This window comes from Mangrovimonas spongiae (assembly GCF_003944795.1).
GTDB lineage: Bacteria > Bacteroidota > Bacteroidia > Flavobacteriales > Flavobacteriaceae > Mangrovimonas > Mangrovimonas spongiae.
On sequence record NZ_RWBG01000003.1, the window covers coordinates 239,236 to 261,079 of the forward strand.

Sequence of the window (21,844 nt, forward strand, 5' to 3'; positions counted from 1 at the left end):
TATCCCCTTTATATATAGTATAGCAATAGCTATTTTTAAGTGCTTAAAATACTAAACTGAAATTTGTACTAACATGAGAAAAACGTTACAAACTGCTACAGCAAAAAAGACTATCTTCTTTTCTGTTTTGGCTTTATTTTTATTCCTCTCACAAGGATATGCTCAAGTTACCGAATCTTTTGATAGTGGCATTCCAGCTACTTGGACATTATTTGGTAACAATAATGCTAATATAGATTGGAGCACAACCACCGATGGTTATCTAGGAACTAATGGTGCTTCTGTAAACCCTAGTGCCGATAATATTGGCGATCAAAACACAGCGCAATACTTCTTGGTGTCACCACAGGTAACTATGCCAAATGATGGTGAAATACAATTTTACACCAAACAATCAAGCGAAATTGATAATGGTGCGACATACGAAGTAAGAATTTCCACGGCAGCGCAACCAGATATTAATGGATTTAATGTAACCTTAGCTAGTTACACCGAAACGACATTAAATATCGATTCGCAAACAACTTATGAAAAAAAGGTTGTTGAATTGCCAGATTTACCAGAGGGCTTTCCACTTTATATTGCTTTTGTGGTAAACAATACACAAAATGGTGCGACACCAACAGGCGATGAATGGTTTGTAGATCAATTTAGAGTAGTAGAAGGTTGTCCTGTAATTGATGAAAACGATATTACAGTACAAAGTATCTCTGTAGATAGTGCCGAAGTTACTTGGTCGCATGTTAGTGCTACAGAATTTGAAATACAAGCTATTCCAGAAGGAGGCACTCCAGCAGATGTAGGAATTCCAGTTTCAGGAAATAGCTATAATTTAGATGGATTAGACCCAGAAACGGGTTACGACTTTTATATTGCTGCATTGTGTGACAACGATACAAAGAGTGATTGGGTTGGTCCAGTAAACTTTGAGACGCTACGTTATGGTGTGTCTTGCGAATACCCTCTAGTGGTTCCAGATGTAAGTACAACACCTTATGTATTAGCCGATAATTTAGCTAATTACTCTAACCCTAACTTAACTTATTCAACACAAGGAACAAACTGTATTTCTTCTGGTAGTTCAACAACAAATTACTTGAATGGCGATAAAATATTCCTAAGCTATACGCCAACAGCAGATGGCTTATTAACATTAAGCCAAACCACGTTTGATGGCGGCGACTCATCAAATAACTGTTGGAACGCTTTTAGTTCACTTTTAGTTTATGATACTTGTGCCGATGTAGGAGTTACTTGTTTAGAAGGTGCAAATACTGTTGATGGTTTCGAGCCTGCGGTTATTTCTAATATGTTAGTTCAAGCAGGCGAAGAATACATTATTGTAGTATCTTCTCAATTAAATACTGGAGCTGGAATATGTTTTGAGTTAGAAATATCTAGCCCAACGTGTGCACCGCCAGCAGACATTACATTTAATAGCTTATTACAAAATAGTGTTGAGTTTTCTTGGGATAATATAGGGAACTTTGCCGATTCTTGGGAATATGCCGTTGTTCCTTCAGGTTCAGGAGAGCCAACAGGAGCAGGAACTCCTACAGCAACAAATATAGATAATCTTATTTCTGGTTTAACAGAAGGCACAGCATACGATTTTTATGTACGATCAGTTTGTAGTGGTTCACCAGGCGTTTGGAGTAATCCAGTGCCATTTACAACACAATGTCCTGTGTTTAATACACCATATACAACAAGCTTTACCGATGCGACAAACGAAAATCCAGAACCATGTTGGACAGCCATCGATGCCAACAACGATGGTATTGCATGGAGCTTCATAGGAGGATATGCAACGGTGCAAACTGGATCATCACAAGGTCAAAATCATGATTTATATATCTCACCACAAGTGAATTTCGACGGTGTTCAAAAACGCTTACGTTATAAGCATAGAGCCACTCAAGGAATTTCAAGTTATTCTATTAAACTATCTACTACAGGAGTTGGTGTAGATAACTTTACAACAGTTATATTGCCAGAAACTCAAATTAGTAATACGGCTTTTGAGGAAGTTACCATCGATATCCCTGTAGATATTGTGGGTAATGTTAATATTGCTTGGGTTGTCGAGCCTAACAACGAAGAAACAGCGTTTAGAATATCTATTGATGATGTTGTTATTGAAGACAGACCAACATGTCCAGTACCAACAAATCCATTTACATTAAATGTAACGCAAACCTCCGCTTGGTTATTCTGGACACAAGGCGAAAACGAAACACAATGGGAACTAGCTATTCAAGACTTAGGTTCTGGTGAGCCAACAGGAAGTGGTGAACTAGTTACCCAAAACGCACCTTATATGGCTACTAACCTAGACCCTGGAACACGTTATGAGTTCTACGTTAGGGCCTATTGTGAAGCCGATGATCAAAGCCAATGGGTTGGGCCAGTAACGTTTACAACCTTATGTGCATCATACGATACACCATTTTTTGAAAGTTTTGATGATGAAGATCCAGATACCCAAAAATTTTGTTGGAATACAGATAATGGTGGCTGGTATATAACTGAAACCACTGCAAAACTTGGTGCAAGCCCAAACTCTTATTTAATTTCACCAGCAATAAATATTGATGGCGCTAAAGAACTAAAATATAAGTACCGAGCCGAAACCTTATTCAATTTAGGCGCTATTACACCACCACGACATGGTTTAGAGGTGGTAATGTCTACAACAAACGATAACCCTTCTAGTTTTACCACAGTAATTGTGCCGTCAGAAGTATTTACACATTCTAGTTATATCGAAAAATCGGTCATTATAGAGGCTACGGGAACCATTTATATTGCTTTTAGATTGCCAGCAGATCTTTCTGGTCAAGTTTCAAGATTAAATATTGATGATGTAAGTATTACAGATGCGCCACCGTGTCCAATACCATTTAATGCTTCTTTAGATTCAGTAAGTGCTACAGGAGCCGAATTTTCATGGGAATCGGGTTACCAAGAAACCTCATGGAATGTTGTTGTTCAAGAAGCAGGTATGGGGGGCCCAACAGAAGGGGAAACTTCGGTATCTGAAATGAACTACTCTGCAACAGATTTAGAGCCTGATACAGCTTATGAGTTTTATATTCAGTCTGATTGCGATGCCAATGGTGTTAGCGAGTGGTTTGGACCTATAGCATTTCAAACAGCCTGTACGTCTTATGTCGCACCTTTTATAGAAACATTTGATTCAGATTCTGAATCTGATAGCTGTTGGATGGTGTTTGATGAAAATGGTGATACAGAAACCTGGTATACGGATAATGCTAATTTTGTATACGAAGGAGACCAGTCGGCAGCCACTTTTACAGGAACAGCTGGTAATAACGACGATTGGTTAATTTCACCTACAATAACCATTACAGAAAATCATAGACTACGCTTTTATTATAGAGCTCTAAGCCAGTACTATATCGAGGATTTAGAGGTGTTGTTATCAACTAATGGCCCTAGTTTAGATCAATTTACAACAGTCCTTTACGACTCAAGTGATGATACTGTAATTATAAACAACGAAGAATATCGCGTTAAAATAGTCGATCTTCAAGATATTAGCGGCGATGTAAACATAGCATTCCACGTGCCGTATTATACAGGCGGTGGTACTTCTAGAGGAAATGGGTTATTAATAGATAATGTCATTATTGAAGAAGAACCTATTTGTACAGAGGTAACTAACCTATCGGTTGATGTTAATACGCTTACCGATACAACTATGGATTTAAGCTGGGAAGCTAATGGTTCTACACAACCATGGCAAATCTCAGTACAACCAGCAGGAACACCTGCTCCAGAAGGCGATACCGCCCCAGAATATTTATATACAGCAGATACTAATCCGTTTACAATAACAGGATTAACTGCTTCAAGTATGTATGATGTTTATGTAAGATCAGAATGTGGAAACGATTATAGCCCATGGTCAGAGCCATTGCAAGTAACTACAAAATGTCCTTTAGATAACCAATGTCAATACAAGTTTGTACTTAGTAGTGATACTGGTATCTCTGCAGAGTTACAATTAACACAAAACAATCAAGTTGTTCAAGTATTTCCTTTCGAAGGAAATGAAGAGGGCGATGAATTCTTCGCTTACTTGTGTAATGGTGTAGAATTCTCACTTTACTTTTGGACTATTGGTAGCTATGCACCACAATATGCTAATTATCATTTTGATATTTATGATAGTGAAGACAATTTAGTTTATTCAAGTCCTACAGGACTAACTCCTAGAAGAACCGTGTATAGTGGTCCAGCTATTTGTGGAACACCTACTTGCCCGCAACCAACAGATTTAACATCTAGTGCAACCACACAATTGTCATGGACACCTGCTGGATCGGAATCGCAATGGGAAGTAGCTATTCAGCCTGTAGATAATGGAACTATTCCACAATCTGGAACTATAGTAAGTACACCATCTTACACACCAACAGATGCAGACTTTAACGACTTGAATGCAGCAACTTACGAGTATTTTGTAAGGGCTGTATGTAGCGATCAAGACCAAAGTTATTGGTCTGGGCCTTATGTGTTTGTGAGAAATGACGATGTTTCTACGGCGTTAACATTGCCTATTAACAGTGATACATGTGAAAACACAACAACAAGTGTCAGCTTTTTAAATGCTTCAGTGTCACCAGAAGCCATGAGTTGCGAGGGGGTTAATCAACGTGATGTCTGGTTCGATTTTACAGCAGAATCAACAGCACATATATTACAAGTAAAAGGCTTTGATGGTAATTTCTACTATACAAGTGGCGATATGCCTTACCCAGCAATGACCATGACACTTTACCAAGATAACGGTGGTGGCGATCTTGTAGAAATGATATGTACTTATGATAATGTTTTATTGGCGATGTACTCAGCAGAGTTAACAGTAGGTCAAAACTACAAGTTACGTTTAACACTTAATAGCGATAATAATCACTACAGAAGGTTTGATATGTGTTTAACAACGCCTTCAGATCCATGTAATATGAATTTAGCTATAAATGGAGGTTTTGAAGAGCCTGTTTCTTCAGAATTCAGAATTATTCAAAACATTAGCACTCTAGAACCTATTCCTGGTTGGAGACAAAACTATGATACCTTTAACAATTTAATGTTTTGGATGTCCTTAAATGGTGCAGGGTTTTTCCCTTACGAAGGCGGGCAATGTGTGCAAGTAATAGCAGAAGAAGATTATGATCCTAACGATCCAGAACTAAAAGGATTATATAGAGAGTTTGATACGTCAGAAGCGACATTACTAGATTATAGTTTCGCACATGCTATTAGGTTTGAAGGAAATAATCTTCAATTATTTGCAGGACCTCCAGGCGGACCTTATGAGCTAGTTACAGAAAACCTAGGCGGCTGGTCCTGGGAAATTATTTCAGGAACATATGAGGTGCCAGAAGGGCAGGATATTACAAGATTTATATTTAGAGCAGATGGAGGGACTACCAATGTAGGAAACCTACTTGATGATGTTCAAGTTAGATATAATAATGAAATAATTACTGAACCTTTTGAAGTAGATTGTAATACTGCGACCGCTTTATTAGAAGCTAATGGTCAAGGAACTTGGGTGCCTAACGAAAACAATCCAAGTGTAGTTACATTCGATGATGCTACAAGTAATACCACAACCATAAGTGATTTCGTAGAACCAGGAACATATATATTTACTTGGGAAACAACTTATTGTTCTTACGATATAGAATTAACCTATAATGGTGTAGGAGAAATACCAACAGTAGAAACGCCAGTAGAGTATTGCTTAGGTGATACAGCCGAAGCATTATCAGCTTCAGCTTCTACGACATATACAACCATGTGGTTTACAGATGCGCAAGGCGGAACAGGTAGTACAACTGCACCAACGCCAGACACATCAACTATCGGAACAACAAGTTATTATGTAGCTTATGTTTCAGATAACGGTTGCGAAGGTCCAAGAGCAGAAATACAAGTTGTCGTTAGCGAATCGTTCTCACCAGAACTAACCTTTAGCTACGAGACAACATGTACTAATGCAGAAAGTAACCCAATGCCAACGTTAGCAGATGGTTTTGAGTCTGGAGGTACCTTTAGCTCAACAACACTAACAGTTGACGCTAGCACAGGAGAAATAGACTTAGCTTCTGCAACTGCTGGGTTACACGATGTAACGTATACTTTTGATGGTGATGCTGAAACGTGTACGACTTCAGGAACATACACAGCAAGTGTTGAATTTGCTCAAGGTGTTGATCCTATTACAACATTCTCTTACGATGCCTCTTATTGTGCCGATAGTACAAATCCATTACCTTCATTAGAAGCTGGATTTACAACAGGAGGGACGTTTAGTTCTACAACGGTAACGGTAGATGCAGGAACTGGAGAGATAGACTTATCAACAGCTACCATAGGAATGCACGATATTACCTATACTTTTAATGGTGATACAGCAAATTGTATTGGTGAAGGTAATTATACAACCTCTATAGAAGTTGTTGCAGTAATTACACCAACAACAGCGTTTACTTACGAAGCATCCTATTGCGCAAATAGTGAAAACCCAACACCAACATTGTCAGAAGGGTTTACAACAGGAGGTACATTTAGTTCAGCAACAGTAACAGTTGATGCTACAACTGGAGAGATAGATTTATCAACAGCAACAACAGGAATGCACGATATTACTTATACGTTTGATGGCGATGCAGCCACTTGTACTGAAGCAGGTAGCTATACAACATCATTAGAAATAGTAGAAGTAATTACACCAACGTTAACGTTTACTTATAATGGAAGTCCGTATTGTAATTTAGATACAAATCAAATACCATCATTAGCTGCCGGATTTACAACAGGTGGTACCTTTAGTTCGACAACGGTAACAGTTGATGCTACAACGGGAGAAGTAGATTTAGCTTCAGCGACATCAGGATCTCATGATGTAACCTACACATTTGAAGGAGATACAGCAAGTTGTACCGAAGCAGGAACCTATACAACTTCAATCGAAATTGTAGAAAGTGCCACAACGGTAACTGGTTTTACATATGAAGAAGATTTATACTGTGCCGATGGCGGAATGGTATTACCTATTCTTGATGCTGGATTTGCAGCTGGAGGAACCTTTACTGCAGAAAATGGATTGTCAATAAATGGCTCAACAGGAGAAATTAATGTGTCTTCAAGCTCTGTAGGTAATTATACTGTCGTTTATGAGGTTTTAGCAGATGTGGCAAACTGTATTCAAGGAAACGTAAGTACGTTTGATATCACAATATTAGACGATATAGAAGTTTCTATAAATGGCGAATGTAATAATAGCGACTATGTGTTAACAGCTTCTGCAGTTAATGGATCGTTTAACGAAAGTGAAGCATCATTTACATGGATGGATGCTAACGGAAATACTATTGGAGATAACGCTGAAACCTTTAATGTAACGACTTATGCAAATAACACTAACTTAAATCTACCAACTCAAATTTCAGTAGAGGTAATGTTTGGTGGTTGTTCTACAACAGCATCTTTCATGGTTGAGCGTTCAGCATGTAGAGATATTCCAAGAGGTATATCTCCAGATGGAAATGGTAAGAACGATTCGTTCGATTTAACAGGTTTTGGTGTTACAGATATCTTTATCTATAACCGAAATGGTCGTGAAGTATTTAGTTATAAAGGCATGTACACTAACCAATGGCATGGACAAACTAACGACGGTAACGATTTACCAGATGGTACGTACTTCTATAGTATTCAAAAAGACGATGGAAGTTCGGTGACAGGATGGGTTTTCATAAATAGAGCTCACTAATTATAAATGATAAGACCGTCTGTTTAAACAATACAGACAGACGGTTTTTTAAAACAAAAAGCAATATAAAATACAAATGAAGAAATTATATTTTACAATAGCCTTTGCACTTATCATTTTAGTGAGTGCTCAAGCACAGCAAGATCCGCAGTATACACAATACATGTATAATATGAATGTAATTAACCCAGCCTACGCTGGTTCTAAAGAAAACTTGTCTTTAGGGTTATTATACCGTTCGCAATGGGTAAATGTTCCAGATGCTCCTAAGACAGCTACATTTTCTGCTCATAGTCCAGTAGGAAAAAACGTAGGTTTAGGGCTTTCCATTATTTCAGATAAAATTGGTCCAGTAGAGGAGAATAATGTGTATGCCGATTTCTCTTATACGCTAAATCTTGGTGGCGAACACCGTTTAGCGTTAGGTATGAAAGCCGGAGCCACTTTTCAAAAAATAGGCCTATTTAGCGATATTGGTAATGGTTATGTAGTTGATGCTAACGACGAAGCTTTTAGCCAAAACACTAATAACACACACTTAAATATTGGCGCAGGATTCTTTTATTATACCAATAAGTATTACGTGTCTTTTGCCGTGCCAAATATGTTAAAAAGTACCTATTTAGACATTAGTAATAATAATGGCGAATACAAGTATGGTACAGATGTTATGCACTATTTTCTTTCAGCAGGATATGTGTTTAACCTATCAGAAAATACAAAGTTTAAGCCGTCTTTCTTATTAAAGTCAGCTTTCGATGCCCCAACATCATTAGATGTTTCTGCAAACGTATTATTCTTTGACCGTTTTGAAATTGGTGCAACCTATCGTTTAGACGACTCTGTTGGTGGGATGGCTAATTTTGAAATTACACAAGGTTTACGTATTGGATATGCGTACGATCATGTTGTGTCTGAACTAAACCCTTATACTTCGGGATCGCATGAAGTTATGATTCTATTCGATTTAAACTTCCCGAAAAAAGTATCTGTTTCACCAAGATTCTTCTAACTCTAAAACGTGTTTAAAAAAATGAAAAAAATATATAGTTTTTTAAGTGTAGCCTTAATTACGGCATTAGGTTTTGCACAAAATAATCAAATAGAAACTGCCGACAAGCTTTTTGAAACGTATCAATACGTCGATGCTATAGATGCTTATTTAAAGCTTGTAGATAACAATAATGCAGATGCCCACGTCTACAAACAATTAGCCGATAGTTACTATCATGTGTTTAATGTTGAGGAAGCTTCAAAATGGTATGCTAAAGCGGTAGAAACATCGCAAGATGCAGAAACGTATTTTAGATACGCACAAACCTTAAAATCGCAAGGAAAATATGAAGAGGCGAACAAGCAAATGGATGTTTTTGCTAAATTATTACCCAACGATCAGCGTGCAATTACGCATTTAGAAAACCCAAATTATATTCCTCAATTAGCCGATAAATCAAAATTATTTGAGGTAGAGGAGATTAACGATATTAGTTCAGACCAGAGTGATTTTGCACCTGTTTTATCAAATAATAATGTACTTTATTTTGTAAGTGCAAGAGATGAAGGCGGAAAAAAAGATAGTTGGACTAAGTCACCATATTTAGATATTTATAAATCTGTTAGAAATACAGATGGTACATTAAGTGAACCAGAAGCAGAAAATGGTTTAAACACACCGTATCACGATGGTCCAATTACGTTAAGTGCAGATGGAAAAACAATGATTTTTGCAAGAGATGGGCATAGTACTAAGATGTATAAAAAACTAAAAAGAAGTAAAGTAAAACTTGGGCAACAAGGACTTTTTAAAGCCACTTTAATAGATGGGAAATGGAGTAACATAGAGCCATTACCATTTAATAGTACAGAATACTCTGTAACGCATCCAAGCTTAAGTAGTGACGGTAAAACGTTATATTTTGCATCTAATATGCCAGGAGGGCTAGGCGATACAGATATTTGGAGAGTTTCTGTAAATGGTAATTCTTACGGTGAACCAGAAAACTTAGGTTCACGAGTTAATACCGCAGGAAAGGAAGGTTTTCCATTTATTAGCGAAAATCACATATTATACTTTGCGTCTAGTGGTAGACAAGGTTTTGGTGGGTTAGACATTTTTAAAGTGGACCTATCAAAAAATGACAACGCCATAAATTTGGGAAACGGAGTGAATACTAAAAGCGATGACTTTGCTTTTAGTTTAAACTCGGTTATGCAAATAGGCTACTTTTCTTCAAATCGTACAGGAGTAGATAATATTTATGGCGCAACACCTATTTGCCAATTCGAAGCTATTGCTTTTGTGAAAGATGCGACGACCAATCAAATTATAACACAAGCAAGCGTCTCTATTTTAGATAAGAGTAGTAATGTTATGGCTACACAAGAAACAGCTAAAAATGGTCAAACAAGTTTTCAGGTAAACTGTAAAAACAATTACACATTTAATGTTGTGAAAGATGGTTTTGAATCGGCAACTGTAACTGTAGATGAGTCTAAAGGAGAGCAAATAATTGTTGAGGTAGCGTTAATGCCAATTAACGAAATGATTACAGAAACCGAAGTGAAGTTAGAAAACATTTATTTCGAATTTAACAAAAGTAACATAACCTCTCAAGGCGCTTTAGAATTGGATAAACTCGTTAAAATTATGAACGATTACCCTGATATGAATATTCAGGTAAAATCTCACACCGATACCAAAGGAAGTGCTAGTTATAATTTAAAGTTATCCGAGAGACGTGCGCAGTCAACTATGCAATACCTTATATCAAAAGGCGTTGATAAAAACAGGCTTTCTGCTAAAGGCATGGGGAGCACAGAACCAAAAATAGATTGCAAATCTAATTGTACAAAGGAAGAAGATGCGTTAAACAGGCGATCTGAGTTCTTGATTATTAAATAAATACAGTTTTTTTGATTATCTTTAATAGGTGGTCAATGCGTTAAAGAAAAGAAAAAATCATTCTTTTATAAGTGGATTTTTTGAGATACTATGAAGAAAGGAAATACAATTAAGAAGTATATTATATTAAGTGCTTTTTTAAGCCTATTTACACAACTATATGCACAAGAACCTAACGATTGTGTAGATGCTGTAACCGTTTGTGGTAATGGAACCTTTATGTCTAATGCTTCAGGATATGGAGATTTAGAGTTTTCAGATGCTTGTGGAAGTTACGAACATGAATCTATATGGTTGCGCGTAGAGATTGTACAAGATGGAACATTGGGATTCGATTTAATACCTGAAGATCCAAATATTGCAGTCGATTATGATTTTTGGGTGTTTGGCCCAAATAGAAACTGTGCAAATATAGGGTCTCCTATTCGATGTGCAACCACAAACCCAGAACAAGCAGGTTTATCAAATAACCATACAGGAATGAATGGTACAGCAACTGTTACACAAACTGGACCAGGTAATAATGGTAATGGTTATGTGCGTTGGTTAGATGTTCTTGCGGGCGAATATTATTATATTGTAATTGATAGACCTCATGACTTAGCTCCTGGAGCTGATACACCCTTCGAAATTCAATGGACGGGTTCTGCTATGCAAGGAGATGGTGCATTTCCTGCTCCACCAGATGCTAACGAAATAGGCGATGTCAAACAGTGTAGTATCACACCAGATATAGGGGTATTCGATTTAAATAGTTTAAGTAGTAGTATTTCTAACGATTTAGCTAATGAAACTGTTGAATACTTTTCAAGTTTAGCCGATGCAACAGATGGGACTAACCCATTACCAGGATTTTATGTAAATACCTCTAATCCTGAGCATGTTTATGCTAAAGTGAGTTCTGGAATTACAGATTGTTATGCTATAGTCGAATTCGATTTAATTGTAACGCCTTTACCCACAGCATCTTTAGCTGTATCAGATACCACAATTTGCGAAGGCGATAATGTAACTTTTACTATAACAGGAACGCCATATGCAGCTGTACATTACACCATAGATGGTAGCGCAACTCAAGAAGTTGTATTGGACGATACAGGAGTGGCATCGTTTGTAGAATCGCCAACAACAGGTATGACTTGGCAATTAGAGGATACAGAAGTGATTAATTACGATGGAACAGTCGTTTGTTCCGAACCGCTTTCTGAAACTGAAACGGTTACTGTAACGCCAACTATAATTCCAACGTTTACTCCAGTAGATCCCATTTGTGAAGGTGATGCGTTAGCGGCTTTACCAACCACATCAGATAATGGTGTTACAGGAACATGGAGTCCCACTTTGGATAATACTACCACAACGACTTACACGTTTACTCCAGATGCAGGTCAATGTGCCGTTACGGAAACTATGGAAATTATAGTTAATCCAATTGTAACGCCAACATTTACACCAGTAGACCCCATTTGTGAAGGTGATACGTTAGCGGCTTTACCAACCACATCAGATAATGGTATTACAGGAACATGGAGTCCAGCTTTGGATAATATCACCACGACAACCTATACGTTTACACCAGATGCAGGTCAATGTGCTGTTACGGAAACTATGGAAATTATAGTTAATCCAACTATAATTCCAACTTTTACGCAAGTAGACCCCATTTGTGAAGGTGATGCATTAGCGGCTTTACCAACGACATCTAATAATGGTGTTACAGGAACATGGAGTCCAGCTTTGGATAACACAACCACCACAACTTATACATTTACTCCAGATGCAGGCCAATGTGCCGTTATGGAAACTATGGAGATTATAGTTAATCCTACTATAATACCAATATTTACACCAGTAGATCCCATTTGTGAGGGTGAAACCTTAGGAGCCTTACCAACCACATCAGATAATGGTGTCGCAGGAACATGGAGTCCAGCTTTGGATAATACAACCACAACGACTTATACGTTTACACCAGATGCAGGTCAATGTGCCGTTTCTGAAACCATGGAGATAATTGTAAACCCTGGAGTTGTTCCAGAATTTACACCAGTAGATCCCATTTGTGAAGGTGATGCGTTAGCGGCTTTACCAACCACATCAGATAATGGTGTTACAGGAACATGGAGTCCAGCTTTGGATAATACTACCACAACGACTTATACGTTTACGCCAGATGCAGGTCAATGTGCCGTTACTGAAACTATGGAAATTATAGTTAATCCAATTGTAACGCCAACATTTACACCAGTAGACCCCATTTGTGAAGGTGATACATTAGCAGCTTTACCAACCACATCAGATAATGGTATTACAGGAACATGGAGTCCCGCTTTGGATAATACCACCACGACAACCTATACGTTCACTCCAGATGCAGGCCAATGTGCGGTTACGGAAACTATGGAAATTATAGTTAATCCAACTATAATTCCAACTTTTACGCAAGTAGCTCCTATTTGTGAAGGCGATACATTAGCGGCTTTGCCAACGACATCTAATAATGGTGTTACAGGAACATGGAGTCCAGCTTTGGATAACACAACCACCACAACTTATACATTTACTCCAGATGCAGGCCAATGTGCCGTTACTGAAATCATGGAAATTATAGTAAGTCCTGTCCCAACTATAGATGTGACTAGTTTAACCGAATGTGGTACTAGTGGAAATGGAATTTATGCTTTTGATTTAGATGCTGAGGTTGCTAATATTTTAGGAAGCACGCAAAATGTTTCAGATTTTGATGTCGCATTTTACGAAGACAGTGCTGCTACGATAGAAATCACCCAAAACCCATACAACAATACTGTAGCTTATAATCAAACGATTTATGTTCAAATCACAAATAATTCAAGTTTGTGTTTTGAAATATTTCCTTTTGAATTATATGTAGAAGACGCTGCTATGGCCACGATGCCTAACCCTGTTGTTGTGTGTGATGACGATGGATTAAATGATGGATTCCATGAGTTTGATTTAACAACATTGAATGCAGAAGTTTTAAATGGACAAAATGCTGCAGATTATCAAGTAACTTATCACGAAACCCCTCAGGGTGCTTTAGATGGAACAGATTTAATAACTAACCCCGAAGCCTTTGTAAATTCGGTAGTAAATAATCAAACGATTCATATACGCGTTGAAAATGTTAATATACCTGATGTTTGTATAGCAACTACAAGTGTAGATTATACCGTTAGCCCAGTATTAACGCCTGTCATTTCATCTTTAGATGGTACTAATACATTGTGTGTAGATTATTTAACTGATGCTGTGCAAAATCAAGTGACGTTAGTTAGTGATATACAGGGAGCTAACTACGCGTACACATGGTATTTAAACGGAACCGAGATTGTAGGAGCAAACCAAGATACTTATGTAATTAATACTAACGCTCCAGGACTGTACACGGTATCTGTTACCGAAATTCAAAATACGGCAAATTGCGATTCAGATGTTAGCCAACCTTTCGAAGTATTTCAATCGGGACAAGCTGTTTTAGTTAATGTGGCGCAATCTGACGGATTAGAAGCAAACCCAAGTATTGTAATAACAGTAGAAGGTTATGGTGAGTATTGGTTTCAGTTAGATGATGGTTCTATTGTTAATAATGGAGGTGTATTTACTAATGTAAGTAGTGGCGAACACACGGTTTATGTATACGATATGAAAACCGAAAACCCATCCTGTGGTGTTCTAACCATCGAAGATATCAATATTGTAGGTTATCCTAAGTTTTTTACGCCAAATGATGATTCTTATAATGATACTTGGAATATCACAGCGTTTGAGCATCAAAATAGTGCTCAAATAACTATTTACGATAGATATGGGAAGATTATTACGAGAATAAGACCATCAGGTCCCGGATGGGATGGCACTTATAAAGGTGAAAAAGTACCCTCAACAGATTATTGGTTTGTGTTAACTTATCTAGACGATATGTCTGGGCAACAAAAGCAATTTAAATCACATTTCGCATTAAAGCGATAGTATTTAAAAATGATAATTTAAAAAGGCTTTTACTTACTGTAAAAGCCTTTTTGTTTTATTCTTTATCCAAGTTGAGATAATATAGTTTTGCGGCTTCTTGAATTTCAATATCTAAGTCATCATCTATAGCGTATGAGTATAATACCCATTTATTATTTGGCTTGTAAAATTTAAAAATAAACCTTAAAGGTTGCCTTTCATATTTTATTAGGTACGAATATAAAACTAAACTTTCTGAGAATTTTTTAGAAGTAATAACTTCGTATCCATAGTATTTTCCCATATAATTTTCAGTGAATCCATTTACGGTTCCAATAATTTTATCAATATCGTCTTTAATCCGTTCAGTCCATTTATTTGTAGCATATAAATCTTTTACAGCTTTACCTGCATCTTTTTCATAAGTTTCAAAAAAAGTGTTTATTAAACTCTCTGGATTAGATTGAGAAAATAAGTTTCCTGAGGTTATAAGTAATAAAATTACTAATAGTTGTTTCATGTAGTTTATGTTTGGTTTGTGTAGCTTTATTACGAAAAATAAATATAAACTGCAATAACAATAAGTGTAATGCCAATTCCTACTGTTTTTGCATGTTTCCATGGAGTAATATCTACTTCATGAGTAAATGTATCTGTGTAAGCTTCTTTTCTAGGGAAAAATTTACCAATAATAAGCATAACAATAATATTACATACAAAAAGAATAGCCATAACATGTAAATAATGTGGATAAGCTTGGGCTTTAATTAAGCTTAATGCACCTGCATCTGTAATTGAGGCAGCTTTAGCATTGGCTAATGCCGTATCAACATAGTACGGTTGTAATACAAACTGACTTATAATATATAGTATAGCTCCAGATAAGATAGCAATATTTGCTGCAATTGCTGGTACACGTTTGGTTAAATACCCCACAACAATAATAGTTAAAATAGGAATACTGTAACAACCGTTAACTTCTTGTAAATAGCCAAATAACCCGTCTGGAGCATTAGCTATAAATGGCGCTACAAACATAGACAGTAAGGCTAATAAAACGCCAAAACGTTTTCCCGCTTTTACAATTTGAATTTCAGAAGCCTGTTTATTGATAAATTCTTTATAAATATCTACGCCAAATAGGGTTACCGAGCTGTTTAAAGCACTATTAAATGAACTAAGTATGGCACCAAATAATACTGCAGCAAAGAAGCCTACTAAAGATGCTGGTAATACACGAGTGACTAATTCCGGATATGCTTCATCTGGATTGGAAAGATTACCTTGAAAAATATGAAAAGCAATAATACCTGGTAAAACTACAATTAAGGGACCTAAAATTTTTATAAAAGAAGCTAGTAAAAGTCCTTTTTGCCCTTCTTTTAGGTTTTTAGCACCTAAAGCACGTTGTATAATGGCTTGATTGGTACCCCAATAAAATAATTGTACCAGCATCATACCTGTAAAAATAGTGGTGAAGGGCACCGAAGCTGTTACATCGCCAATAGCATTAAACTTTTTTGGATTCGATTCAAGAAGTGTCGAAATTCCTTCAGAAATACTATTGTTGCCAATTTCCATTAACCCAAAAACAGGAATAAGTAAGCCTCCTATTAATAGGCCTATGGCATTAATTGTATCGGAAACTGCTACTGCTTTAAGACCTCCAAAAATGGCATAAATAGACCCTATAATACCAATAGAAAATACAGTAATCCATAAGCCAGTTGTTTTAGATACGCCTAACATTTCAGGCACATCAAACATACTATTTATAGCTAATGCGCCAGAGTATAAAACTATAGGTAGCAATACAACAACATAGCCACTTAAGAATAACCCAGAAGTTATTGCTTTAGTTGTTTTGTTATATCGGCGTTCTAAAAATGTGGGAATCGTTGCAATACCACCTTTTAAGTATCTTGGTAAAAGAAAAATAGCAGTAATTACCATAGCAATAGCTGCTAAGGTTTCCCAGGCCATTACAAGAACACCTTCTTTGTATGCCGTACCATTTAGTCCAACAATCTGCTCTGTTGAAAGGTTGGTAAGTAATAACGACCCGGCTATAACAACACCTGTTAAACTTCTACCGCCAAGAAAATAACCGTCTGAAGAGTTTTCATCGGTATTTCGTGTAGCCAAATAAGAAATAATAGCCACAAGCGCTGTAAATCCTATAAAGGAAAGTAATCCAATCATGATTTTTTAGTTAGTTAAGAAGCTAAATATACAATTCAAATACTGTAAGTAGTATAGATAATCTAAAGAATTAGTGCAATTGTTGAATTAAAAAAAAATATTGAAAAATTGATAAAAAAAGAACCATTCTCATACGATTTTTTCAAACACAATGAATGCCCTGTTTTTTTACTTACTCCAAGTGGTTGTGGTGAATGTAAGATTAATGTTTATTTTCAGTTTTTTTATAAATGTATTCTATAACAAAACAAAATATAATAATACCAATAGAAACTAAAACTCCAGTGAGGTTTGAATTAAGTTGTTGATTTATTAAAATAACTAAAGCGATAAAACAAAGTACAAACCCTAAAAGAGGAATTATTTTACTCGTTTGCATTTGACTTGATAATTTATAACCAATAAAATTAACAATGCCAAAAATGAGGATAAACCCAATACTTCCAGCCGTAGAAATGCTTTCAAGATGTAGGGTGTTTACTAAAATTAATGTGGTTATAGCTGTTATTAATAAGCCTATCGGTTGGTTCCAGAACTTAGCCAAAAAGTGATGAGGTAACTCATCATCTTCAGCAATTTCATAATTTACTTTACTCCCACCATATAAAGAGGCATTTATAGCAGAAAATGTTGATATAAGTGCAGCTATAGTAATTATAGTAAAACCAATCTGTCCTAGCATGGGTTTGGCAGCTTCGGCTAAAACATAATCTTCAGCTTTTGCAATTTGTTTAAAAGGAAGGGAGCCAACCGTTACAAGAGCAATTACAATATATAGAAGTATAACAAAAATGACTGAGAAATAGTAAGCCTTTGATATGTTCTTCTTTGGGTTAATAATATCGGGAGCTGCATTGGCAATTAATTCAAAACCTTCGTAGGCAACAAAAATAACCATGCCCCCAGCAAAAAGTTTTATGGGGTTTTCCCAATGAGATATGGATAACTGGCTAACATTTGGGTTATCCATTAACCCATAAAACCCAATACCAATAAAGCCTATTAAAATAATTAATTTAATAATAACAGCGTAAGACTCTATTTTACCAACTACAGTAATACTGTAATAATTTATAGCTGTGGCCAATAGTATTATAGCACTAGCGTAAATATGAAAATCGATAGATTTATTTTGCGTGATTTCCCAAAGATTTGGCGCATAAGAACCAAAAGCAGAGGCGTATAGCGATAACATAACAATATAACTTACCCAGAGTAGGTTGTTTATCGCGCCACTAAATATGGTTTCCCCAAAACCTTGATTAATAAATTTAACAGTTCCACCTCTGTCTGGGTATTTTTTAGATAGGTTTACATAACTGTAAGCCGTTATTAAAGCTAATATTCCCGCAAATAAAAAAGCTATTGGCGTACCGCCTTTAGCTAATGAAACGGCTAATCCTAGTACAGCAAAAATACCACCACCAACCATGCCACCTATACCTATCGATATAGCGTTTTTAAGACTTATTTTTTTAGAATCTGTCATTTTGTATAGCTTTTACCGTAGGGTTAGGCGGTATGTTTAGTTGAAAGGTAGTAAAATTTGAGTAAAATCTACATAGACTATTTTTAACTTAATTATTTATATTGATATGATGCAGCCAATAAGCGCCGCTAATATCTGTTATTTTTAGCGTATAAATTCCTTTTGTTAACTGTGTTAAATCAGGGTGTTTTAAAGTTAAATTTGCTTTAGCACCTAGAGGAATAATTAAGCTATGCTGTCCTGGTTTTACCTTGGCAATATAGTAGTTTGAAATACTATTGTTGTTTAAAGAAGCCAAATCTGTAGGGGTGTATTTTAGTATGGTCTTATTTTGTGGGTCAAGTAATTCAATACCTATAATCCAAGCTCCGTAAACATCAACGCCTTCAGTTCTAAAAACATCAAATGATAAAGTGTTGTTTTCAATATTTCCTTCGGTGATTTCCAATTTTGGTTTTACCGATTTATTATGAAGTGTGCCCCACAAACCACCATGGAAAACTTGATTGGTCATTAGGGTAATTCCTAAAATAGCTACCGATCCTGCTAAAATAATCTTAGGGAAAATAGTCTCTTTAATAGGTAATATGCCCGATCCAAGCCAAGCAAACCACCTCTTTTTGGTTATAGTAAACTTGTTTTTTGTAAGGTAATTATCTATGGAGTATTTTCCACTACCTGTAAAAAATAATACAAACCCTGTAGCAATACCGAGAATTCCTATTTGCCATTCGTCTAAACAAGTGGTGCCAATCCAGCCAGAGCCTAGAAGAATGCCCATAGCTAAGCCAAATACGCCTATACTCATGAGTCTGGTAAATACCCCAAACATAATTAATAACCCAACAATACCTTCAATTATAGTAAAAGCAACCATGTTTATCCATAAAATATCGGGATGTTCTACTAAATATTGGATTATGGGTTTGATGCCTAAAGCGTGAGGTAAAAAGTGGTTAAATTTTTCTCCTATATAACCCGCTAATTCGGGGTCGAGTTTATCGGCTAATACTGTTCTTCTCCAAAAGGCCGAAAAATAGGTCCAGCCAATTACTAATCTTAATGCTAGGGCTAAAAGTCCAGCATCATTTTTTTTGTTATATGTCATTTTTAAAATATCTGTTAATTAATAAAATACCAGTAACATTAACTGGCAATACGAGGTGAATAAGCGTAATTAATTACAGATAATTTTTAAAGTTTTGATATAAAATATAGAGAGGAATTGTAGCACTTGTATGTTTTCTTGCTACATAAGAAGGTGTGTGATTATAACTAAAATCAGTTGCTATAAACGAAGTGCTAATACCTGTTTTAGTAGCAATTAACTGTTGTGAAAAGCTGTTTTTTTCTAATGTGAAATTATCCGTAGTTATTTCAGTGTCAACACAATTAGAAAGGCTTATTGTGGTTTTATTCTTATTGGAAACTTCGGTTTGTTGGATACCAAGTTCCTGTTGAATAAAGTTTCTAACCTTGCAAGGGGAAAGAATTAACAATACAGCTAACCCTACCAAGGAAAGCAAAGAAGCGATTGTTTTTATAGATGTTTTTTCTTTCACACTGTAAATCTATAAAACAGCTATTGTAAACGGTGTTATTGTTTTCTTAAAGTTAAGATTTTGGCGTTCGTAGAATTTTATCCATTTTTCTGCCTTTGGCTAATTCATCAACTAATTTATCTAAATATCTCACTTGCTGTGTTAAGGGTGTTTTAATGTCCTCGATACGATAGCCGCAAATAACGCCTTTAATTAACGGCGCATTAGGGTGTAGCGTAGCTTTTTTAAAGAAGGTTTCAAAAGTAACTTTATCTTCAATAAGCTTTTGTATGGATTTATCGTCAAAACCAGTAAGCCAATTTATAACTTGGTGGAGCTCGGCTTTGGTTCTACCCTTTTTTTCAACTTTGGTAATATAATGAGGATAAACCGAGGCAAAGGTCATGCTTGCTATACGTTCGTCGTGAGTTTTAGCCATTATTGCTTTAATTTTTTAGTGATGTTGTAGTTTAAAAGTATGTCTGCATAATTACTACTTAAATTGTAGTTAGGCTGGGTATCATTTTTAACAAAACTATATCTAATACCACCAGAAGCCTTGAGAGTAAAATGAGAGGTGTTTTGTTCTTGGGCTTTTAAAGAGGTAAAGGTTAGTAATAAGCAAAATGTAATTAGGGAAATAGGGTTTTTCATAGGTTTTTTTGAGAATTTAGACTAAGGTAACAAAAAATTAAGCTATAAATTTAATAGATAGAGGCATATTAGTGGAAACTGTGTGATATTTTTATTTGGGGGATTTTAGGAGGCCAACATTCTTTAGGGATAAGAATCTTTTTATCAATTTTATAAATGTTTTTTAGTTTATTAATTGAACCTATTTTATTTAAATGATTGACATATATTCTTTGAGTTATAATACCATTTGGAATATTTTTTTCTTCAAGCCATTCCTCATAAGCTGTACTAAACGTAAGTATTGGTAAGTGATAATTAGTAGATTTATCAACTATATAAATGTTCTTTCCTATTTTTTTTCGTCTTTTTTTTCGTGGTTTATAATTACTTTGCAATGTATATACAGCATGTGGTAAATTATTAATTATAGTATCTTTTAAATTAGTAAAATAATAGTTTTTGGTTAGATGTTTGTGGGAGTTTTTTAGTTTGGTAATGGCAGAGCAAGGAATAGAAATAGTTTCTGCTTTAATAAGTTCTTGTTGTGTAGTTTTTACATTAGCATAAATAACATCGCGTTTAAAAAATATAATTTGAATGTCGTTATCATGTAAGTAAGTAATTTTTGCAAGGTAGCTATTGTCTTTAGAGTTAGTTAAATAACTTACAGGATAGGATTTAGTAGAGTCTTCTCCAGAAAAGTATCGTTCGTAAGTAATTAAATAGTCAAATTTATATAATTTTTGAGCCTTTGCGGATATACAGGTTACGGTTAAAATAAATATAAAAAAAAGATATTTCACGAATAAGTGATTGAAAATTTAAGCAAGTTTTTGTTTTAACTACTTCACCATACCTTTATGAGTAAATAACTGTTTGCTATTTTTTGGTAAGCTAAAAGAAAGTTCTGTCCAAGTAGTTCCTTCAAGCCCTTTTAATAAAACACCATCGGCGGTTTTGGTTATGGTAAACAGAAAATCGGTTAAGTTTGGTGGAGCTACTTTAGAAGTTGTTCCAGAACTTAATAAACCATATTCGTCGATAACTTGTGGTGTATCACTTTTTAAAGTAAAAGACAAATTTTTCCATATTGTACCTTTAAGGCTTGTTAAGGTAAAATCATGGTTAGTGTTGTGTTTTATAACCAATTTAAAAGGAGCGAGTCTAGTTTGTTTTTGAGCTTTAACGTTGCTTGTAGAACAAATAATACAAGCTAAAATTAAAAAACATTTAAGTGTATGTTGTTTTAACACAGTTAACTTCATAGAAATTATGGTTTATCTAGGTTTGCT

Annotated in this window: 13 protein-coding genes; 4 read left to right on the forward strand and 9 right to left on the reverse strand. The window is 35.6% G+C overall.

Annotated features, from left to right (window positions below; genetic code table 11):
* Positions 1-73 precede the first annotated feature (73 nt).
* The 4 genes from EJA19_RS08195 (at position 74) to EJA19_RS08210 (ending at position 14,705) form a co-directional block, all read left to right on the forward strand.
* Positions 74-7,810, forward strand: coding sequence for a choice-of-anchor J domain-containing protein (locus tag EJA19_RS08195; protein WP_125467876.1), 7,737 nt, complete (start codon positions 74-76; stop codon positions 7,808-7,810).
* Positions 7,811-7,886: 76 nt separating this feature from the next.
* Positions 7,887-8,822: a PorP/SprF family type IX secretion system membrane protein gene (locus tag EJA19_RS08200; RefSeq protein ID WP_125467877.1), complete on the forward strand. Its 936-nt coding sequence runs from the start codon at positions 7,887-7,889 to the stop codon at positions 8,820-8,822.
* A gap of 21 nt (positions 8,823-8,843) precedes the next feature.
* Positions 8,844-10,712 carry an OmpA family protein gene (locus tag EJA19_RS08205; protein ID WP_125467878.1) on the forward strand — a complete coding sequence of 623 codons (1,869 nt, stop codon included), beginning with the start codon at positions 8,844-8,846 and terminating at the stop codon, positions 10,710-10,712.
* Between the two features lie 90 nt (positions 10,713-10,802).
* Complete coding sequence (locus EJA19_RS08210; protein WP_125467879.1) at positions 10,803-14,705, forward strand: T9SS type B sorting domain-containing protein; 3,903 nt, start codon at positions 10,803-10,805, stop codon at positions 14,703-14,705.
* Positions 14,706-14,760: 55 nt separating this feature from the next.
* On the opposite strand, the gene EJA19_RS08215 is transcribed toward EJA19_RS08210, so the two are convergent.
* The 9 genes from EJA19_RS08215 to EJA19_RS08255 form a co-directional block, all read right to left on the reverse strand.
* Entirely contained in the window at positions 14,761-15,204 is a 444-nt protein-coding gene (locus tag EJA19_RS08215; protein WP_125467880.1) for a hypothetical protein, read from the reverse strand.
* A 29-nt stretch (positions 15,205-15,233) separates the two neighbouring features.
* Positions 15,234-16,886, reverse strand: coding sequence for a solute:sodium symporter family transporter (locus EJA19_RS08220; protein ID WP_125467881.1), 1,653 nt, complete (start codon positions 16,884-16,886; stop codon positions 15,234-15,236).
* Between the two features lie 202 nt (positions 16,887-17,088).
* Positions 17,089-18,375, reverse strand: coding sequence for an APC family permease (locus EJA19_RS08225; RefSeq protein ID WP_125467882.1), 1,287 nt, complete (start codon positions 18,373-18,375; stop codon positions 17,089-17,091).
* A gap of 88 nt (positions 18,376-18,463) precedes the next feature.
* A complete protein-coding gene (locus EJA19_RS08230; RefSeq protein WP_125467883.1) occupies positions 18,464-19,483 on the reverse strand; it encodes a TQO small subunit DoxD in 1,020 nt (339 codons plus the stop codon).
* A gap of 73 nt (positions 19,484-19,556) precedes the next feature.
* On the reverse strand, positions 19,557-19,937 hold the full coding sequence (locus tag EJA19_RS08235; protein WP_125467884.1) for a hypothetical protein: 381 nt from the start codon (positions 19,935-19,937) through the stop codon (positions 19,557-19,559).
* Between the two features lie 52 nt (positions 19,938-19,989).
* Positions 19,990-20,355 (reverse strand): DUF2200 domain-containing protein, encoded by a 366-nt coding sequence (locus EJA19_RS08240; protein ID WP_125467885.1) that lies wholly within the window; start codon positions 20,353-20,355, stop codon positions 19,990-19,992.
* Entirely contained in the window at positions 20,355-20,570 is a 216-nt protein-coding gene (locus EJA19_RS08245; protein ID WP_125467886.1) for a hypothetical protein, read from the reverse strand. The genes EJA19_RS08240 and EJA19_RS08245 overlap by 1 nt, the downstream gene beginning before the upstream one ends.
* Before the next feature lie 68 nt (positions 20,571-20,638).
* Positions 20,639-21,355 carry a hypothetical protein gene (locus EJA19_RS08250; RefSeq protein ID WP_125467887.1) on the reverse strand — a complete coding sequence of 239 codons (717 nt, stop codon included), beginning with the start codon at positions 21,353-21,355 and terminating at the stop codon, positions 20,639-20,641.
* Positions 21,356-21,394: 39 nt separating this feature from the next.
* Positions 21,395-21,817 (reverse strand): hypothetical protein, encoded by a 423-nt coding sequence (locus tag EJA19_RS08255; protein WP_125467888.1) that lies wholly within the window; start codon positions 21,815-21,817, stop codon positions 21,395-21,397.
* Positions 21,818-21,844: the final 27 nt, after the last annotated feature.

Bases quoted from the DNA above. Each gene is read 5' to 3' on its own strand.
- EJA19_RS08200 (WP_125467877.1), top strand. From the start codon at position 7,887: ATGAAGAAATTATATTTTACAATAGCCTTTGCACTTATCATTTTAGTG.
- EJA19_RS08210 (WP_125467879.1), top strand. From the start codon at position 10,803: ATGAAGAAAGGAAATACAATTAAGAAGTATATTATATTAAGTGCTTTT.
- EJA19_RS08240 (WP_125467885.1), bottom strand. From the start codon at position 20,355: ATGGCTAAAACTCACGACGAACGTATAGCAAGCATGACCTTTGCCTCG.
- EJA19_RS08215 (WP_125467880.1), bottom strand. From the start codon at position 15,204: ATGAAACAACTATTAGTAATTTTATTACTTATAACCTCAGGAAACTTA.
- EJA19_RS08220 (WP_125467881.1), bottom strand. From the start codon at position 16,886: ATGATTGGATTACTTTCCTTTATAGGATTTACAGCGCTTGTGGCTATT.
- EJA19_RS08195 (WP_125467876.1), top strand. From the start codon at position 74: ATGAGAAAAACGTTACAAACTGCTACAGCAAAAAAGACTATCTTCTTT.
- EJA19_RS08255 (WP_125467888.1), bottom strand. From the start codon at position 21,817: ATGAAGTTAACTGTGTTAAAACAACATACACTTAAATGTTTTTTAATT.
- EJA19_RS08245 (WP_125467886.1), bottom strand. From the start codon at position 20,570: ATGAAAAACCCTATTTCCCTAATTACATTTTGCTTATTACTAACCTTT.
- EJA19_RS08230 (WP_125467883.1), bottom strand. From the start codon at position 19,483: ATGACATATAACAAAAAAAATGATGCTGGACTTTTAGCCCTAGCATTA.
- EJA19_RS08205 (WP_125467878.1), top strand. From the start codon at position 8,844: ATGAAAAAAATATATAGTTTTTTAAGTGTAGCCTTAATTACGGCATTA.
- EJA19_RS08225 (WP_125467882.1), bottom strand. From the start codon at position 18,375: ATGACAGATTCTAAAAAAATAAGTCTTAAAAACGCTATATCGATAGGT.